General features: G+C 58.9%; 14 protein-coding genes. 2 read left to right on the top strand and 12 right to left on the bottom strand.

The window, feature by feature from the left end; genetic code table 11:
• Positions 1-59 precede the first annotated feature (59 nt).
• The 6 genes from SERRSCBI_RS08305 to cmoM all read right to left on the bottom strand — a co-directional run bounded on the left by SERRSCBI_RS08305 (position 60) and on the right by cmoM (position 10,076).
• Positions 60-608, bottom strand: a complete 549-nt coding sequence (locus SERRSCBI_RS08305) for a YcbK family protein (RefSeq protein WP_004928217.1) — start codon at positions 606-608, stop codon at positions 60-62.
• Positions 609-788: 180 nt separating this feature from the next.
• On the bottom strand, positions 789-2,597 hold the full coding sequence (gene ldtD, locus SERRSCBI_RS08300) for a L,D-transpeptidase (protein ID WP_071883541.1): 1,809 nt from the start codon (positions 2,595-2,597) through the stop codon (positions 789-791).
• Positions 2,598-2,817: 220 nt separating this feature from the next.
• Positions 2,818-7,266 (bottom strand): chromosome partition protein MukB, encoded by a 4,449-nt coding sequence (gene mukB / locus SERRSCBI_RS08295; RefSeq protein WP_042784116.1) that lies wholly within the window; start codon positions 7,264-7,266, stop codon positions 2,818-2,820.
• Positions 7,263-7,991, bottom strand: coding sequence for a chromosome partition protein MukE (gene mukE / locus SERRSCBI_RS08290; RefSeq protein ID WP_004928226.1), 729 nt, complete (start codon positions 7,989-7,991; stop codon positions 7,263-7,265). Before mukE ends, mukB begins: the two co-directional genes overlap by 4 nt.
• Positions 7,972-9,294 (bottom strand): chromosome partition protein MukF, encoded by a 1,323-nt coding sequence (gene mukF / locus SERRSCBI_RS08285; RefSeq protein ID WP_004928228.1) that lies wholly within the window; start codon positions 9,292-9,294, stop codon positions 7,972-7,974. Before mukF ends, mukE begins: the two co-directional genes overlap by 20 nt.
• On the bottom strand, positions 9,291-10,076 hold the full coding sequence (cmoM, locus tag SERRSCBI_RS08280) for a tRNA uridine 5-oxyacetic acid(34) methyltransferase CmoM (protein WP_033642570.1): 786 nt from the start codon (positions 10,074-10,076) through the stop codon (positions 9,291-9,293). The genes mukF and cmoM overlap by 4 nt, the downstream gene beginning before the upstream one ends.
• 152 nt (positions 10,077-10,228) lie before the next feature.
• Between cmoM and elyC the strand changes: the two genes are divergently transcribed.
• The gene (gene elyC, locus SERRSCBI_RS08275; protein ID WP_042784114.1) at positions 10,229-11,002 is read left to right on the top strand and encodes an envelope biogenesis factor ElyC; all 774 of its coding nucleotides are present in this window, start codon (positions 10,229-10,231) and stop codon (positions 11,000-11,002) included.
• Positions 11,003-11,010: 8 nt separating this feature from the next.
• Here the strand turns inward: elyC and SERRSCBI_RS08270 are convergent, their stop codons facing one another.
• From SERRSCBI_RS08270 to SERRSCBI_RS08245, 6 genes are all read right to left on the bottom strand, one after another.
• Complete coding sequence (locus SERRSCBI_RS08270) at positions 11,011-11,907, bottom strand: YcbJ family phosphotransferase (RefSeq protein WP_042784113.1); 897 nt, start codon at positions 11,905-11,907, stop codon at positions 11,011-11,013.
• A gap of 151 nt (positions 11,908-12,058) precedes the next feature.
• Positions 12,059-12,808: a 3-deoxy-manno-octulosonate cytidylyltransferase gene (kdsB, locus tag SERRSCBI_RS08265; RefSeq protein ID WP_033642567.1), complete on the bottom strand. Its 750-nt coding sequence runs from the start codon at positions 12,806-12,808 to the stop codon at positions 12,059-12,061.
• On the bottom strand, positions 12,805-12,987 hold the full coding sequence (locus SERRSCBI_RS08260) for a Trm112 family protein (RefSeq protein WP_004928237.1): 183 nt from the start codon (positions 12,985-12,987) through the stop codon (positions 12,805-12,807). Before SERRSCBI_RS08260 ends, kdsB begins: the two co-directional genes overlap by 4 nt.
• Before the next feature lie 297 nt (positions 12,988-13,284).
• A complete protein-coding gene (locus tag SERRSCBI_RS08255) occupies positions 13,285-14,511 on the bottom strand; it encodes a winged helix-turn-helix domain-containing protein (RefSeq protein WP_042784112.1) in 1,227 nt (408 codons plus the stop codon).
• 113 nt (positions 14,512-14,624) lie between these two features.
• The gene (locus tag SERRSCBI_RS08250; protein ID WP_004928241.1) at positions 14,625-14,846 is read right to left on the bottom strand and encodes a cold-shock protein; all 222 of its coding nucleotides are present in this window, start codon (positions 14,844-14,846) and stop codon (positions 14,625-14,627) included.
• A gap of 223 nt (positions 14,847-15,069) precedes the next feature.
• Complete coding sequence (locus SERRSCBI_RS08245; RefSeq protein ID WP_004928244.1) at positions 15,070-15,279, bottom strand: cold shock domain-containing protein; 210 nt, start codon at positions 15,277-15,279, stop codon at positions 15,070-15,072.
• A 525-nt stretch (positions 15,280-15,804) separates the two neighbouring features.
• Here SERRSCBI_RS08245 and SERRSCBI_RS08240 point away from each other — a divergent pair.
• Positions 15,805-17,211, top strand: a complete 1,407-nt coding sequence (locus SERRSCBI_RS08240; protein WP_042784111.1) for a VOC family protein — start codon at positions 15,805-15,807, stop codon at positions 17,209-17,211.
• Positions 17,212-17,213: the final 2 nt, after the last annotated feature.

Here is a 17,213-nt window from a genome sequence, read left to right as displayed (position 1 = left end):
TCCAACGACAATAACGCCGCCTCCGCAAGGAGCGGCGTTATTCACTGAGGGCACCGCGATTACCAGCTCCGAACCGGGCCGGTATCGATGTGCACGAAGTTGCTACGTGGGTAATATCCTACACCACCAGCGCGCATTTTTAACGCCGCTTTACGGATATTACTCAATTGGATACCTTCAATATGGAAATCCATCGCCTGGCCCTTGGTATGGTAGCTGTGCTTGGCCACACCACGGCTGTGCGCGCGCAATTCGTTGTTGGTATCTACGGAACGGTAACCGGAGATCAGCTGCACCGGCTTGCTGGTACCCAGCAGCCCCTGCAGGCGATAGAGGTGATCAAACAAACTGGGATCGATCGATTTAACCTTGTTGGCGCGATAATCGCGGAACAGATGATTTAGCCGAACCAACTCTTCTTTATTGTAGCCTTTGCCGTCAAAGAACTCGGCTTTAATAGATTCACCGGTATTCAGGTTATTCAACACTAAAATACGCGGTCGAGCGGTGGAAAGACTGGCAAACGCCTGCCCTGGAAGCAGCGCTATGCCCATAGCTGCGCCGCCTAGCGCCAGCCATTTACGGCGATGATGATCAATTTTGTCCATGACTCTGTTAAACCCGGCAAGAATGTCAAAATAAATGCACAAAGCAGCGCACTGTCCGAACCATAACCGCCTGCGTATGCTGAGTCAACCCGCGATACGCCTAGGTTTACAGGCCCCCAGGTAAGAGGGCCTGCGGTATAGCCAAACATTCTGACCGTTATTTATTTATAATTACTGCATTTACTGCATTAATTTTTTGGCCTGAGCCATAATTTGTGCGCCCGATCTCACCGTATTATCATAATTGTAAATATCTGTACGGAATTGCGGTTGGCCGTCATCCGAAACCCAGGCGGTCAGATAATACAGTTTTACGGGAATACGCTGGCGAATATTCACATAAGTGGTATTCCCTTCTTTCAGCGTGGAGGAAACGCGGCTATTGTTCCAGCCGGCATCCTGCAGCAGCATATTCGCCAAATCGGAAGCCTTGTTCACCCGCACGCAGCCGGAGCTGAGCGCGCGAATGTCTTTCTGGAACAGGCTGTGGTTCGGGGTATCGTGCAGGTAGATCGCGTCCGAACTCGGCATATTGAACTTGAAACGCCCCAGCGAGTTAGTGGCGCCCGGCGCCTGGCGCACGCGATACGGGAAGTTGCGCGCAGAGACCATGCTCCAGTCGATCATCGCCGGGTTGATCACCTCCGCATCGTTGCTCCAACCCGACAGCACGGTATAGCCGTGTTTCTGGAAATAGTTACCGTCGCGCATCGCCTTCGGCACGATATCCTCACGCACCAGCGTAGTCGGTACGTTCCAAGGCGGGTTGACCACCACGTTGTTCAACGCGCTGCTCATCAGCGGTGTCTTGCGGCTCGGCCGCCCGACGATAACGCGGGAGGACAGCACTTCGTTGCCGTTCTGGTAGTAGGTCAGCGAGTAGTTGGGAATATTCACCATAATGCCGGTGCCGACATGCCCCGGTAAAATTCGCAGACGTTGGATATTCAACGCCAGCAGCGCGGCGCGGGTTTTCGGAGACACGTTGAGCCACTCGCGAGTGCGCACGCCGATCACGCCATCCGCCGTCAGCCCCTGCCATTTCTGGAAACGTTTGACGCCCTCCACCAGCTCGTTGGTATAGAGGTTGTCGCTCACCACGCTGCCGACCTGCGGCGGCGTCTGTTCAGCGGTCAACTCCGTCACCGGCGCCGCCGACGGACTGACCGTCACATGCCCCTTCTCTTCGTCTACAGTCAGCCCGCCGTCATCAGGCTCATTGCTCTTCGCCGAGACTACCGCCGGCTCCGGCTCGGCCTCCGGCGCCGAAGCGGCCAGCATGCCGGTGCGCGTCAGGATCTCACGCAGCGCAGGAATATCGTTGCTCATTTGTCCTGGGCGCAGGCTCGGGCCGCTGCCCACCTGCGGCCAGGGGCGGTTATCCGCCAGCATATCGCGCAGCGCCTGATGCATCTTGGCGTATTGCGGGTGCTGCGGCGCGAGCGAATTCACGTAGCTCAGCGTGCGCGCCTGACGCACCGCTAGCTGCCATTGGTTGATCACCGCAGTGGGCGGCAAGCCAAGCTTGTAGGGAATATTGCTGTACAGCCAACTGGTGCCGTTGGCGCCGATAGCGGACACGAACTGCAAATAGCCCAGCATCGCATCGGATAGCACCACATCGCGGCCTACGTCATTGAGCGCCGGATTGGTCAACATCTTCACCCATTGGGTGAACTGCGGCTGCACGCCGGACATCGCCAGCTCGGCCAGCTGCTGTTGAAACTGCTGAACGGCCTCGCGATCCTGCCACATCGGCTGCATATGATTCGCCGCATACAGCGGCGCCAGCGTGGAAAGGTAGTGCAGATCCATGCCGCGCGGCAACGCGGCCAGCAGTTCAGAACGGCTCTGCGCAACGGACATGCCTGCTGATGCCACCGGTAACGCCGTTACGGTGGCCAATGAGGAAAACGACGACACAAGACTACAGGCGATAGCGCCACTCAGCGCCAAACGTCGTAGAGAGTTTCCCTTTTTAAGCAACATCCCTTGCCCCCTGTATGCTCACAAAAAAACGTCAAAAAACTGCATATAGCTTCAGTATACAAACAGAAAGGCCGTTTCGCCCTGCGGACGTCGAATTACTGTTTATCTGATTAAACTAACCGCTTTTCAACGGATAAAAAAGCAGGACTATCATCCACGCGCACAAAAAAATAGCCACCCTGCGGCGGCTATTTTCAGATTTTTAGGGCGTTTTTCTGCGTTACGGCGTTTCGACCGGCGCAGTGCCCAGCGCCGGCGGCTCGCTGGCGAAACCGCGCAGCCCCACCACGTGCACATGCTCGTGGTTCTGGAACACCTTACGCACCAGTTTATAGGTGGTGCCCTTCTCAGGACTGATGTTTTCCGGCGCCGCGATAATCAGCTGCATCTCCAGACGGTCACACAACTCGAACAGCGTGGCGATCGATTTGGCATCCAGACGCGCCGCTTCATCGAGGAACAGCAAGCGACATGGCGAGATGTCTTTACCGCGCAGGCGGCGGGATTCTTCTTCCCAGCTCTGCACCACCATCACCAGAATTGACATCCCGGTACCGATGGCTTCACCGGTAGACAAGGCGCCGCTTTCCGCACGCAGCCAGCCGTCGGAGCCACGGTACACTTCCACTTCCATCTCCAGGTAGTTGCGGTAGTCCAGCAACTCCTCACCGATGGTCTGCGGCGTGCGCTGCCCCATATCGATCTGCGGATTCAGACGCTGATACAGCTTGGCCAACGCTTCGGAGAAGGTCAGGCGGTTGCTGTTGAACAGATCCTGATGCTGTTCCTGTTGCTCGGAGAGCACGTCCAGCAGGGTGGCGTGCGCTTCGCGCACGTTGACGTTCAGACGGACGCTCTTCACCTGGCCGAAAGCAACGGCCTGCAACCCCTGGTTCAGCATGCGAATGCGGTTCTGCTCGCGCTGAATGGTTTTGCGAATGATGTTGGCCACGCTTTTCGAACTGATCGCCAGCTTCTGCTCGCGCGCGGTCAGTTCTTCGGTCAGACGGCCCAGCTCAATCTCCATCTGCTCGATGGCCTCGACCGGATCATCGGTACGGATGATGTCCTGGCGGATACGTTCGCGCAGGTGTTGGTACACCGCGATATAGAACTGAATCTTACGCTCTGGCCGCTTCGGATCTTCCGACAGACGCAGCACGTCGCGCAGGTGTTCGTTGTCCGCCACCGCCAGACGCAGCGCGCCGAGCGCCTTATCCGACATCGAGCGCAGCTCGTCGCCATCCATATACGCCAGTTCGCGGCGATGCAGGCGGCGTTCCACGCCGTTGTCTTTCACCAGACGCATCACCGCGCACCAGCCCGCCTTGGCGGTCACCACCTGCTCGCGCAGCTGATGGTAGTCGCGTTCCAGCTTGCGCAGTTTCTTCTGCAGGCCATCCATTTCGGCTTCGCAGAAGGTCAGCTGTTTCTCCAACTGATTGCGGCGAGCGCGGTTGTTGCTCAGCGCCGCATGCAGCTCGTCGCGGCGCTGACGCGCGCGCGCTTCCGCGTTGGCGTCGGCCTGCACGCCGATATCCACCAGCTCCTGGCTCAGCTCTTTCAGCATGTCGCGCTTGGCGTCATACGAGCTTTTCAGCGAGGCCAGCACCTGGCTGTATTGGGTGAACTGGGTTTGATATTGACGCAGCTGCTCACGGGCGCGGGCGCGTTCGGCTTCCGCCTGTTCCAGACGCTGGCGCAGCTTGTCGTTGAGATCGTTGTTGGCATTCTGCATGCCGGCGGAGTCGGTATAGCTGAAGTGCGCGCGACGCTGCACCACCTCTGTCAACGCGAACGCCTGCTGTTTGGCCTGACGCTGCACGCTTTGCGCCTGCGCGTAGTCCTGCTGCAGCTGTTCATGCTGCTGCGGATCGCTCTGCAGCACCGACAGCAGCGGCTCCAGCTTGGTCAGCGACACCCCGTGCTGTTGAATGTGGCGCGCGGCGTCCTGCGCTTCTTCCAGCTCTTCACGGATCTCGTCGACGCGATCCTGCAGCGTTTCATCGTTCAGCAACGACACCAGCGGCATCAGGCGGTTGAGCGCGGAAATGCCCTCTTTGGCCTGATCGTACTGCTGGCGCTGCTGCTGATTCTGCGCTTCGTGATTGTTCAGCGCACGCTCGATCTCGCCGCGACGGGCGTTCAGATTGCGGATCTCCGCTTCCGGGTCAGCGTCGAACGCCACCGCCAGATGGGTGCCGATAAAACGGCTGAAGGCCTGATGCGAACGCTGGGTTTTCTGCACGTCGAACGACAGCGTGGCATAGCGCTCCGCCAGCGTTTCACGCTCGGCATGCAGCACTTCCAGACGGTTTTCGCGCGCCGCGCGGCCGAACAACGGCACTTCCGGGTAGCGGGAATAACGCCACTGGCGATCGGCGATCTTCACCACCACCGCTTTTTCCTGCTCTTCGACGGCGAATACGCTGTCATCGAACGACTGCGGATCCCCTTCGATCAGGTAAAGATCTTCCGGGCAATCTTCCAGCCCTTCCAGCATCTCGCGCACCAGCGACAGATCCGGCACCACGATGGCGTGGCGCGAAGGGCCGTACAGCGCCGAGAAGTAAGGCGCGTCGTCGATGGTGACGTCATCGTAAATTTCCGACAGCAACACGCCGCCGAAACGTTCGGCCAAGGTGACCAGGCGTTGATCTTCCGCGCCGCCCGGCTGGCTGAGACGTTCGATCTGCGCTTCCACTTCGCGCTTGCGGGCCGCCACCTCGTCGCGCTCGACGGTGGTTTCACGCTCGCGCTCCAGCAGCTGCTGCATGTATTCGGTCACCTGCTGGCTGTTTTCCAGCGGCTCTCCGCTCTGATCGCTGAGCTGGCTCAGGGCGTCCTGCGCCGCCAGCCAAACCGGCGCGCGCGCCGTCAGCTCACGGATGCGCTGCTGGATCTGCTCCAGCTCCTGGCGCATCTCCATGCGGCGTTCGCCGGCTTCGCTGACGTTCTGCGACAGCGCTTCCAGGCGCTCTTCCAGCTCCTGCTGCAGCATGTCGAGATCGTCCGGCTGGTACTCCTGACCATGGCGTTTGCAAAATTCTTGCAGCAGCCGCTCGGCGTCCTGCTGCGAGCGCAGGCGCTGTTCCAGTTCACTCAGGCGCAGTCGCAGCGGCTGAACGCGCTCGGCGAGGTGTTGCTGCGAAGGCCAGTCGCGCAGCAATTCGCGCGCACACTGCCAGGCTTCGCTGCGGCTGACCTGGCCGGCGATTTTACCCACCAGCTGATAGGCCAGCTCGAACTGGCCGTGCGCGGCGTCGGCCACGCTCAGCTTCTGCTCCAGCATCAGCAGCGCTTCGGTCGCCTCCTGCTCACGAGCCTGGAAGGTGTCCAGCCACTGTTCGGCGTTGTCGGCGGTCAGATCCGGCAGTTGGCACAGCGCGCGCGCGCGCTCCAATGCCTGCAGCGCCTGTTGGTACTGAATGGCGCGGGTCTGCTGCACGTCAAGCGCCTGCTGGTAGTCGGCCAGCTGGCTCTTCAGCTCGTCCACTTCCAGCTCGGCCGCTTCGGCGCGCGCTTCGTTCTCGGCCTGCTGCTCGCTCGCCTCGGCCACCACTTCGTTCTGCTCTTCCAGGCGGTAGGTCAGCTCTTCCAGATCGGCTTCATAGCGTTCGATCTTCTCCTGCTGACGCATCGCCGTCTGCACCAGGTTCAGGTGGTCGCTGGCGGCCTGGTAATCGGTTTCCAGATCGGATTCGGCGCCGCTCTGCTCGCTCAGCTCACGCGCCATTTCCACATGGCGATACTGTTCGGCGGCCAGCTGCTTGCGGCTGCCGAACAGATCGCTGCGCAGCGCCAGCGCGCCGTCCAGGTGGATGCGGCGTTCGTTGGCGTGGCGCATATAGTCCGCCGCCACATAGGAGGTGGCCTCGGAGATCAAATGCTTGAACAGGTCGCGATCCGACTGGGTAACGCGGATCGCTTCCAGCGTCATGCGGTTTTCGCGCAGCGCCGCTTCCATGTCCTGGAACGCCTTGCGCACGCCGCTGTTTTCCGGCAACAGGTAGTCGCGCAGCGAGCGGGTGATGGCGCTGGAGATGCCGCCGTACAGCGACGCTTCAATCAGACGATAGAATTTGCTGCGATCGGCGGACGAACGCAGGCGTTTCGGGATCACGCCCAGATCGAACATCAGCGAGTGGTAATCGGTGATCGAGTTGAACTGCTTGAACTGCACGCCTTCCATCTCTTCCACGCGCTCTTTCAACTCTTGCAGCGACAGCACGCGCGCTTGGCGCTCACCCACGGTCTGGGTCAGCAATTCAGTCGGCTGTACCGCGGTCGGCAGGCCCTGGATGGTGAAAGGTTTGATATCGACCTTGCGATCGCGTCCCGCCACCTGCTGCAGACGCACGCCAACCACCACGCGCTGGTGGCGCGAGTTGACGACGTCGAGGGTGGAGTAACATACGCCGGCGCGCAGCTTGCCGTGCAGGCCCTTGTCGCGCGAACCGCTGGTGGCACCCGCTTCGGTGGTGTTACGGAAGTGCAGCAGCGTCAGATCGGGGATCAGTGCGGTGACGAAGGCCGCCATGGTGGTGGATTTCCCCGCCCCGTTCCCGCCGGACAGCGTGGTCACCAGCTCATCGAGATCAAAGGTGCGGGCAAAGAAGCCGTTCCAGTTAACCAGCGTCAGCGAGCGAAATTTACCGCGTTCAATCATTCCTGTTCATCCTCTGCACCGTCAGGAGCGTTATCAACCTGCTGATCCTCAGCGTCATTCTCATCGTTAAGCGACAGGCTGGTTTCAACCGGCATCGCCTCGCCGTCGCGAATCATGCGCAGCTGCGCTTCACGCGGATCGTCGCCGCTGCGCACGTCGGCGCCGAAGCGGAACACCGCCTCGGTAATGCGGAACTTGCTGCTGTCATTGCCCATGAAATAGACCATGCCGAGGCGGCGCAGGCGGTTGAGCGAGGTGCGCACCTTCTCGTGCAGCTTCTGCCGATCGAGATCCGAACCGGTAGAGCGCTGGTTGACGAACTTGAGCAGCTTGTTCTCATCCGCCAGGCTCAGCAGTTCATCGTACAGCTCCTGATGGCTGAAAATGCCTTCGTGCGCCAGGCGCTCGGGGCTGAGATACAGGTAACACAAGATCTTGCCGACCATCATATCCAGCTCGGACAGCACCGACCGCGGGATCAGCGTGGTGGAGCGCGGGCGCAAATAGAAGAAACCTTCCGGCGCCCGAATCAGCTCGACGCTGTAACGGTTGTAAAACTCTTCCAGCTCATCCTGGAAATCCATTAAAAAGGCGTGGTTGTCCAGCTCATCGATACCGATGTGACGACCCGCGCGCAGTTGGCTGTCCAGCGCCGGGAACAGCGAGTTGGACAACGCTTTGGCCAGCTTGACTGGCATTACTTGTTCAATATTTGTCGATGACATGGGCCTGGACCTTGGCTCCGTAATCATTGATTGCCTGCCATTCCGCCGGCAACCCTGAGAAATCTGCTTCAGCCACACCGAGGCGCACTGCCTGGTCGACCACTAAACGTGCCACGTCGAAATGACGCGCACGCGGATATTGCGCCAGGTAATCGCGCATCACCGCTGCAAGGTTGAGCGGCATCTGCTGTTCCTGGTACACCTTCAACGCCTCTTCGATCATCGCCGCCAGCTGTTCGCGAATCTCGCTGAACTCTTCGAACTCCAGATCAGGCGGCAGTTCCCCGGTCACTTCCTCGCTGCGCAGCGCCAGTTCTTCGTCGCGCATGTCCAGCAGACGATCGGCATTGGCATGAGTCAGCGCCCACGGGTGGTCGAAATAGGTTTGCACCGACTGGCGCAGGCGTTGGGCGAACACGCGGTTTTTATCCATATCGATAGCGGTACGGATAAATTTGTGCACGTGACGATCGTAGCCGATCCACAGGTCGATCGCCTGCTGGCCCCAGCTGATGATGCGATCCAGCTTGCTCTGCAGATCGAACACCAGCTTGTCGACGAAGCCGAGCTCCACGTTGCCGAGGGTTGCGTCCTGGATGCGCAGCAGATTGGCCTGCAGCTTGTCGCCCGCCGCATCCAGCGTATCCTGCAGTTCGCGCAGGGTGCCTGAGGTTTCCGACAGCAGCATTTCGCAGCTGGAGATCGCCGCCCGCCAGTCTTTGCTCAGCAGCGCCGCGATGTCGTTTTTCACGCTCTGCTGCTGCTCGTCCATCACGCGTTGCGTCATGTCGATGCTGTCGAAGATTTCCGCCACCGAATATTTCAACGGCGCGAACACGTTGCGGTGCCAATGGAAATCGTCGCCCCCCTCGTCGGCGGCATCGGCGGCGCGCTTCAGTTCCTGCGCCACGATCGACAGCTGCATCGACAGACGCAGCGTGGAGAATTCGCGTTGGCGAATATAGTAATCGGTAATGCCGATACCCAGCGGCGTCAGGCGGTAAATCGCGTTACCGTCCGCCAGTTCGCTGGTAAAGCGGTTCAACAGGCGCTGGCGCACCATGTCGTTGATCGCATTGTTGGCGCGCATCGCCACCGTTTCATGCGTCTGTTCAAAACCCTTGCTGACATGGCGAAATGCATCAACCAGCTCACCTTCGCTCATCTCGCCGTCCAGCCGTTCGCCATTCAGGGTGGCGATAGCGAGCAGAAATGCGAGACGCTCCGTAGGGAGCGAAATAGAGAAATCATTTTTCCGTGCCCAGGCGACCAGTTCGGGTACTGTCTGGGAAAATTCACTCATAGTTCGTCCTTCAGGTTTGGTTTATGCGCCATGACGTGAATATAGCGCCCCAAACTCACGTACGGCTCCTGCCGGCAATAGTGCTGTTCAAGCGCCAGTAACTCTTCAAATTTTTGGGTTTGCAGCTGTCTGCTCTGCAGATAGTCGTGGAACACCCGCACGCCGGTTTTGCCGCTGATGCGCATGCCCAGCTGTTCCAGCCAGCCGTAGACCAATAGCGGATCGTGCGGGTATTGCGGCGACAGCGAACGCTTGCGGCGCCGTCTGACCTCGGGATCCACCAATTGGAAGTTACCCAACACCACGTTACGCATCAAGAGACCGTTGGCGTTGAAGAACATCAGCGACAGCGCGCCGCCCGGCGTCAGACAATCGCACAACGCCTGCAGCGCCGCCACGGGTTCAGCGATCCATTCAAGCACTGCATGAAACAATATCAGATCAACCGGCTGTTCCAAATGTTGAGCGATATCCTGCGCAGAACTTTGTACGAATTGCATGTTCTGGCTCACACCTTTCTGCTCCGCCAGCTGCGCGGCGCGCTGGATCATCTCACCAGAAAGATCGCACAACAACACCTGATGTCCTAATTCTGCCAGTTGGCAAGCCATATGGCCTTCACCGCCCCCGGCATCGAGGATGCGCAGCGGCCGCTGCGGCAACTGGGCCAGCAGCCCGGTCAGATCCTGCCAAACCACCGCCTGGCGGATTTTTCCTTTCGTGGTGCCGTAAATATTACGCGCAAATTTTTCAGCAATATCGTCAAAATTACGATCCTGCATGGACAACGGCTCCGCTGATCTCAGTCTTGTCGGCGGCAAAGCGCACGCCCATTCAAACCTGCTATTTTGGCACAGACTGGCTTAGAATGTATCTTCTTGCGGCCTGTTTATGCCTGGATGCCGTTTTTTCACTCAAAAGGATCTGATTTTCGATGCTGTTCAACCTGAAAAAGTTCTTTGGCGCTCTGCTGATGCCGCTGCCGCTGTTGATGCTGCTGATGGGGCTGGCGCTGCTGCTGCTGTGGTTCACCCGCTGGCAAAAAAGCGGTAAGACGATTTTCACGCTGAGCTGGCTGTTTTTACTGCTTTTCAGCCTGCAACCGGTGGCCGACCGCCTGCTGCGGCCGATCGAAGCCGAATACCAGACATATCGCGGCAACGATGCGGTCAGCTACATCGTGGTATTGGGCGGAGGCTATACCTACAATCCCGACTGGGCACCCAGCTCGAACCTGCTCGGCAACAGTTTGCCGCGAGTGACGGAGGGCGTGCGGCTGTATCTGGCACACCCTGGCGCCAGGATGGTGTTTACCGGCGCGCCCGGCGGGCGCATGCAGAGCAACGCCGCCACGGCAGCGCTGGTAGCGGAAAGCCTGGGCGTGCCGCGCAGCGACATGGTGATCCTGGGGGAACCGCGCGATACCGAGGAAGAAGCCGCTCAGGTAGCCAAGTTGGTCGGTGAACATCCCTTCCTTCTGGTGACTTCCGCCAACCATCTGCCGCGCGCCATGCGTTTCTTCGAGGCTAAGGGCCTGCACCCGATCCCGGCCCCGGCCAACCAATTGGCGATCGACTCGCCGCTGAATATCTGGGATCGCGCCACGCCGTCGTCCATGTTCCTCGGCCATACCGAGCGCGCCTGGTATGAAACGCTGGGCAGCCTGTGGCAGCGGCTGAAAGGCGCGGATAGCGCCGGCGCCGAGTAAGGCCCCGTTCAACCGGCCAGCCAGGGCAGCAGCTGTTGCGACGCATAGTCGAACGGCTGCCGCTCCAGCTTGCCGGTATGGATCAAACGCCCTATCGCTTCCCACACCACGTACAGCCAGCGCCGCGCCAGGAAAGCGTCGGCGACCGGCGCCCGCTGCAGATAGCTGAACAACAGTTGGCTGGGCATGCCCGCTTCGCAGAGGCGGAAAAGATCGTATTCGCGCGGCGCCCACAGCACCACACCGGGATTAAGCATCGCCAACAGCTGATCGCTTTTGGGATCTTTCAACATGCTGCGCAGCGACAGGTTACCGTGCACCAGGACACAGGGATCGTCGAAACCGACGAAGAAATGGGTCAGCGCTTCGCGCGTGCGGTACAGCAAACGCCGATCGGCCATGGTCAGCTGCGGGGTAGTGAGATTGACCACCGTCGCCCACAGCACTTCGACCCGCTGTTGATACCAGCAAAACCAGTCATTCTCCTGCGTACTGTCAACGGTGCCGACGCTGCCATGGCTGTCGATGCGGTGCCAGGCCAACATCCCGTCAACGATCTGCTCCATTAACATGTTCCAGCGATCCGGCGAACGCGTTGGCGCTTCGGCCGACACGCCGCGCAGACGCTCGATCAGCAGGATTTCCGTATACGGCGCCTGGTGGGTGCATACCACGCCGTACACCGTGGGCAGGCGGATATCCCCGTCGCGCGCCAGCATCGACAGCTTGTACGCCTCCTGCTGGGCGATGCCCTGGCAGATAAAACTTTTCGCCATCAGCGGGATGGCGTTGCCCTGGCGATCGTACAGTGAATACATGTGCGCATAAGGCTGTTCGCTCACCCGTTCCAGCCGGCTGACGGACTCACCCAGCACGATGCTCAGTTCGGCGCGTAACTGCTCCATAAGGCATTCACCTCAGGCTAATAAGGGGGTATGCGTAACATCATCGAACGGTGAGCGGAAAAATTCTTCAACGCAGATCAACAAAACGGGGATCAATAATGGGAGGTATTGCATCGTCGGCGCGTTGCGCGCCGCGCCGACGAAATCAGGCTCAGGGTTGAATGCTGTCGCGCACGCGCTGGAGATCTTCCGGCGTATCGACCCCCACGCTCGGGACCGCTTTCGCGACCGCCACGTGGATTTTTTCACCGTACCACAGCACGCGCAGCTGTTCCAACAGCTCGATCTGCTCCAACTGGCTCGGCGCCCAGCTGACGTAGCGGCGCACGAAACCGGCGCGGTACGCATAGATGCCGATGTGGCGCAGCAGGCTGTCGCCGATGCTCTCCTTTGACGCGGCGAAACGCTCGCGATCCCAGGGAATGGTGGCGCGCGAGAAGTAGAGCGCGTAGCCCTGCGCGTCCATCACGACCTTCACCGCATTGGGGTTGAATGCCTCTTCGGCGCTGTCGATCGGCACCGCCAACGTCGCCATGCCGGCCTGGCTGCCCGCCAGGTTTTCCGCCACCTGCCGCACGATAACGGGTGGGATCAGCGGCTCATCGCCCTGCACGTTAACGATGATCTGGTCGTCGGCAAAGCCGTAGTGCGCGATCACTTCCGCCAAACGCTCGGTGCCGGAATGGTGATCCGGGCTGGTCATGCACACTTCGCCGCCGGCGGCTTCTACCGCTTTGGCGACTTCAGGGTGATCGGTCGCCACGATGACGCGGCTGGCACCGGACTCTCGGGCGCGTTCCATCACGTGCACCACCATCGGCTTGCCGTGAATATCGGCCAGCGGTTTGCCCGGCAAACGGGTTGAGGCGTAGCGGGCGGGAATAATAGCGATAAAACTCATGCGTGCTTCTCGTCCAGCGACAGCGCACGCGCTTCATTTTCCAACAGCACCGGAATGCCGTCGCGCAGCGGGTAAGCCAACCCGTCCGCTTTGCACACCAGCTCCTGGTTTTCTTTATTGAAATAGAGTTTGCCGTTGCATACCGGGCAGGCAACGATTTCGAGTAAACGGTGGTCCATGCATCCTCCGCAAGGGGATAGGTCATCTGGGAAGGCTGTGAGGATAGCATAACGCCCGGCCTCAGGTTAATCATCGGCGGCGCCAAGCCGCCGATATTTCCTCATGGCGCCCGCGCAACGGCTTGAACTGCGGCGCCACACGGCGTAGAATTTTGTGATTAAAATCACAAAAAAGACCGTAATACGTGATCAAACGTCTGCATAAAATCATCGCTCTGTTCGCTAACTTCAGCCACTGAGCCCCCTTTGTAACGAGCGGCGCTTAACTTCGTTTTACCCCACCGACGGCGTCGCTCGTTATCCCACTTCCCAGCCGGCTCCCCATTCAGCGGCCAACGCCGCCGGAATGTCGCCCAGCGCAACGCGTTGCGCGCCGTGCCAATGAGCCGTGCGCGCGATGGCTTGCCGGATATCCTGCGTTCGCTGTTTGCCGAAGCGCACCTGCGGCTCCGCATGGAAACTGATGATCTCGAAGATGCCCTGGCGTCGGTGCGCCTTGGCATCAATCCGCCCCACCAGGTCGCCCCGATGCAGCACCGGCAACGTGAAGTAACCGTAGCGGCGTTTTTCTTTCGGCGTGTAACACTCCAGCCGATAGTCAAAGTTGAACAGCTCCAGCGCCCGACGACGATCCCACACCACCGGATCAAAAGGCGACAACAGGCTGGTGACCGTCGATTTGAGTTTGCCCTGCTCCGCCAGCGGCAGCAGTTCCGCCAGTGATTCATGCACATAAAACGTCCCTTCCAGCCCCTCGACCCGCACCGGCGTAATCTCGCCCTGCTCCTGCAGCGCTGCCAGCAAGGCTTTTGGCGCCACGCGCTTCAGCCGATAGTAGTCCGCCAACCACTCGGCGCGGAAAATGCCCAGATAGCGGCAGGTGCGGCACAGCATCTGCCGGCGCGCCTGCTCCACGGGCAGCGCATGCCGCGCATCGTCCCAGGCCGGCAGCAGCCTTTCGGTCAGATCGTAAACCCGGTGGAAATTGCGACGTTCGGCCACCATCAGCTTGCCGGCGGTAAACAGGATCTCCAGATGCCGTTTCTCTGGTTTCCAGTCCCACCACCCGCTGTTTCCCTTCTTCTCGGCGCTGAAATCCGCGGAGCGCACCGGCCCCTGTTGTTCGATGTGCCGCAGCAAGCTGTCCATCGCGGCCTGATGCTGCTGCACCCAGTCGGCGGAGTATTTCCAGCCCATATCATGCGGCGCCAGCATGCGGTGGCGCAGCAGACCAAAATCTTCGATCGGCAGGAAACAGGCTTCGTGCGCCCAATACTCGAACAGCTTGCGGCCGGCGAGCGCCTGCTCAAGCCACTCCGGCTGATAGGTTCCCAAACGGCTGAACAGCACCAGATACGGGCTGCGAGCAACGACGCTAATGGTATCGATTTGTAACAGCCCCATGCGCTGGATCGCACTCACGACGTCATCGGGCCGAGCCTGGTGTTTAAGCGGAGAAAGCAGCCCCTGGGCGGCAAGGTGCAGCGCGCGAGCGGCGGTAAGGGAAATGGTCGGGGTGGTCATCCTGATATCCGTGGCGAGTAGGCAATGGCCTGATAATAGTGGATATCGCGGGATTTATCTTCGCCAGTGCTTGCGGGTGGCGACACCGGCACTGGCGAGGAAGGAGGATGCGATCAGAACGCGATAACGTCTGCCGCGGACAGCCCATGCGAGCTGCGATAGATCGAGAACTCAACGTTCTGACCTTCGTTCAACGACTTATTTTTGGTGTTGGCGATAGCGTTGCGATTGACATAGATTTCGTCGCTGCCATCTACCGGTGAAATAAAACCATAGCCTTCGGCCTGATTAAACCATTTCACACGGCCCATTTTTAACACAGTATTTTTAAACATAACTTATATCCTTTTACTTGAGCATCCTTGACAACGTCATTTTTTATATTGTCTGGACGCTACCAGCCCATCCTAAAGTTTTTCGTAACAAACCTCTCGTGAGCAAAAAATTAAAAAACCCGCACTAAGGCGGGCTTGTTGAACTTAATATCTTCCGCATGACTCAGCGCTGAAGCGTCACCATGGTTGTATTAAGATCTCTTTATACGCGTTCCCTGTCTTCTTACAGAGCAACTACGTTGGCGGCAGCCGGCCCGCGCGGGCTGTCCTGGATGGTGTACTCGACGCGCTGGCCTTCAGCCAGGGTCTTGAAACCGTCGGTCATGATTGCGGAGAAGTGTACGAATACATCTTTGCCGCCATCGTGCTGCTCAATGAAACCAAAACCTTTGCTTTCGTTGAACCACTTAACTTGACCCGTCTTCTTAGACATTACTTTTACCTTTAAATATATTTACAAAATCTGCCATAAGAGGCAATTGCGGCCATTTCAGAAACATTACTTATGGGAGGTACTTAGAAGGTTCGTCTTTGAAGCGGAATCGGATGATAACGTTTTTGGAGGAACTGCTTAACTCTAAACTCGAACATAAATAGGTCTGGATCACAGGCCGACTTGCATTTACTCATAAAAATGGTGAATGCACAAGGGGTTTATTGCATTAAATTCATAAATACGCCGAATTTATTTTTATCCCCCTGAATATGCATGACTTAATTTAACGCTCGCCGCGGCCGATCCATCGCGTTCCTCTCCTCACCGGGGCATCGTTTGTCCGTCCGTGCGCTGCAAATGAGAGCTAACGCATAAAACTCTAATATGCTTGCCACGTCTATAACAAATCCCAAATCAGATGGCTAAACTTGAGGGGAAAACAAGGCAGACGGCTTTTTCGCCAGCACTTTTGCCGCTAAAAACACTATTTTTCAGATTATGCTGAATCAAGGAGCTATGCGCATGACCGCCCAGCAGTTCGTTTCACCTAATGAAATCCGCGCCAGATTCTCTCACGCGATGTCGGACATGTACCAAAAAGAGGTACCGCTGTACGGCGATCTGCTGGAACTGGTGGCGGAAACCAACCGACAGATTCTGCGCGAAGATGCCGCACTGGCTCATCAACTGCAAATCACCGGCGAGATCGAACGCCTTGCGATGGAGCGCCACGGTGCGATCCGGGTCGGCACGGCGGACGAACTGGCCACCCTGCGCCGTCTGTTCCGGGTGATGGGCATGGCGCCGGTCGGTTACTATGATCTGTCGGTGGCGGGCGTTCCCGTCCACTCGACCGCCTTTCGCGCCGTACACGAAGACGCTCTGCAAATCAGTCCGTTCCGCGTGTTTACCTCCCTGCTGCGCCTGGAGCTGATAGAAGATCCCGCGCTGCGTGAGCTGGCCGAGCGCTTGCTGGCGCGCCGCCGCATCTTTACCGATCGCGCGTTGGAACTGATCGCGCTGCAGGAAGCGCAAGGCGGGCTGAATGAAGTGCAGGCGCAAGAATTTGTCGAACAAGCGCTGGAAACCTTCCGCTGGCACAACCAGGCGACGGTCAGCGCCGAAGAATACCAGCAGTTGCACGATCAGCATCGCCTGATCGCCGACGTGGTGGCGTTTAAAGGGCCGCATATCAATCATCTGACACCGCGCACGCTGGATATCGATCGCGTTCAGCAGGCGATGCCCGCCCGCGGCATTACGCCCAAGGCGGTCATCGAGGGCCCGCCGCGTCGCCGTCGCGCGATCCTGCTGCGCCAGACCAGCTTCAAGGCGTTGGAAGAACGCGTCGATTTCGTCGAGCATGACGGCCGCGTCGTCGCCGGTCATCATACCGCGCGCTTTGGCGAGATCGAACAGCGCGGTGTGGCGCTGACGACTAAAGGAAGAGAACTCTACGACCGTCTGCTGAAGGCCACCAACGATGCGCTGCAGGCGCCGCCGAGCGAGAAAAATGCCGAACGCTATTATCAGCTGCTGGAAGAAAACTTCCGGGCGTTTCCGGATGATTACGCCACGCTGCGCGAGCAACAGCTGGCCTGGTTCCGCTATTTCCCGACCGAATGCGGCCTGGCGGCCAAAGAATCACTGGATAAGCACAGCACCCTAGAGCAACTGATCGAGAAAGAACACGTTCGCTTCCAGCCACTGGTATATGAAGATTTTCTGCCGGTCAGCGCGGCGGGGATTTTCCAATCGAATCTGGGGGACAGCCGCCATGCACAGTACAATGCGGCGTCAAGCCGGGCAGCGTTTGAACAAGCGTTGGGCAGTGAGGTGATCGACGAGCTGGCGCTGTATCAGCAAACCCAGCAGCGCTCGCTGGAAGCCTGCGCGCAAGCCTTGGGGCTTGTCACGCTGGCATCCTGAGA

It is taken from the genome of Serratia sp. SCBI, assembly GCF_000747565.1.
GTDB lineage: Bacteria > Pseudomonadota > Gammaproteobacteria > Enterobacterales > Enterobacteriaceae > Serratia > Serratia ureilytica.
The sequence above is the reverse complement of the archived record's forward strand: the minus strand, read 5'-3'. Positions and strand labels throughout refer to the sequence as shown.

Bases quoted from the DNA above. Each gene is read 5' to 3' on its own strand.
- SERRSCBI_RS08305 (WP_004928217.1), bottom strand. From the start codon at position 608: ATGGACAAAATTGATCATCATCGCCGTAAATGGCTGGCGCTAGGCGGC.
- ldtD (WP_071883541.1), bottom strand. From the start codon at position 2,597: ATGTTGCTTAAAAAGGGAAACTCTCTACGACGTTTGGCGCTGAGTGGC.
- mukB (WP_042784116.1), bottom strand. From the start codon at position 7,266: ATGATTGAACGCGGTAAATTTCGCTCGCTGACGCTGGTTAACTGGAAC.
- mukE (WP_004928226.1), bottom strand. From the start codon at position 7,991: ATGTCATCGACAAATATTGAACAAGTAATGCCAGTCAAGCTGGCCAAA.
- mukF (WP_004928228.1), bottom strand. From the start codon at position 9,294: ATGAGTGAATTTTCCCAGACAGTACCCGAACTGGTCGCCTGGGCACGG.
- cmoM (WP_033642570.1), bottom strand. From the start codon at position 10,076: ATGCAGGATCGTAATTTTGACGATATTGCTGAAAAATTTGCGCGTAAT.
- elyC (WP_042784114.1), top strand. From the start codon at position 10,229: ATGCTGTTCAACCTGAAAAAGTTCTTTGGCGCTCTGCTGATGCCGCTG.
- SERRSCBI_RS08270 (WP_042784113.1), bottom strand. From the start codon at position 11,907: ATGGAGCAGTTACGCGCCGAACTGAGCATCGTGCTGGGTGAGTCCGTC.
- kdsB (WP_033642567.1), bottom strand. From the start codon at position 12,808: ATGAGTTTTATCGCTATTATTCCCGCCCGCTACGCCTCAACCCGTTTG.
- SERRSCBI_RS08260 (WP_004928237.1), bottom strand. From the start codon at position 12,987: ATGGACCACCGTTTACTCGAAATCGTTGCCTGCCCGGTATGCAACGGC.
- SERRSCBI_RS08255 (WP_042784112.1), bottom strand. From the start codon at position 14,511: ATGACCACCCCGACCATTTCCCTTACCGCCGCTCGCGCGCTGCACCTT.
- SERRSCBI_RS08250 (WP_004928241.1), bottom strand. From the start codon at position 14,846: ATGTTTAAAAATACTGTGTTAAAAATGGGCCGTGTGAAATGGTTTAAT.
- SERRSCBI_RS08245 (WP_004928244.1), bottom strand. From the start codon at position 15,279: ATGTCTAAGAAGACGGGTCAAGTTAAGTGGTTCAACGAAAGCAAAGGT.
- SERRSCBI_RS08240 (WP_042784111.1), top strand. From the start codon at position 15,805: ATGACCGCCCAGCAGTTCGTTTCACCTAATGAAATCCGCGCCAGATTC.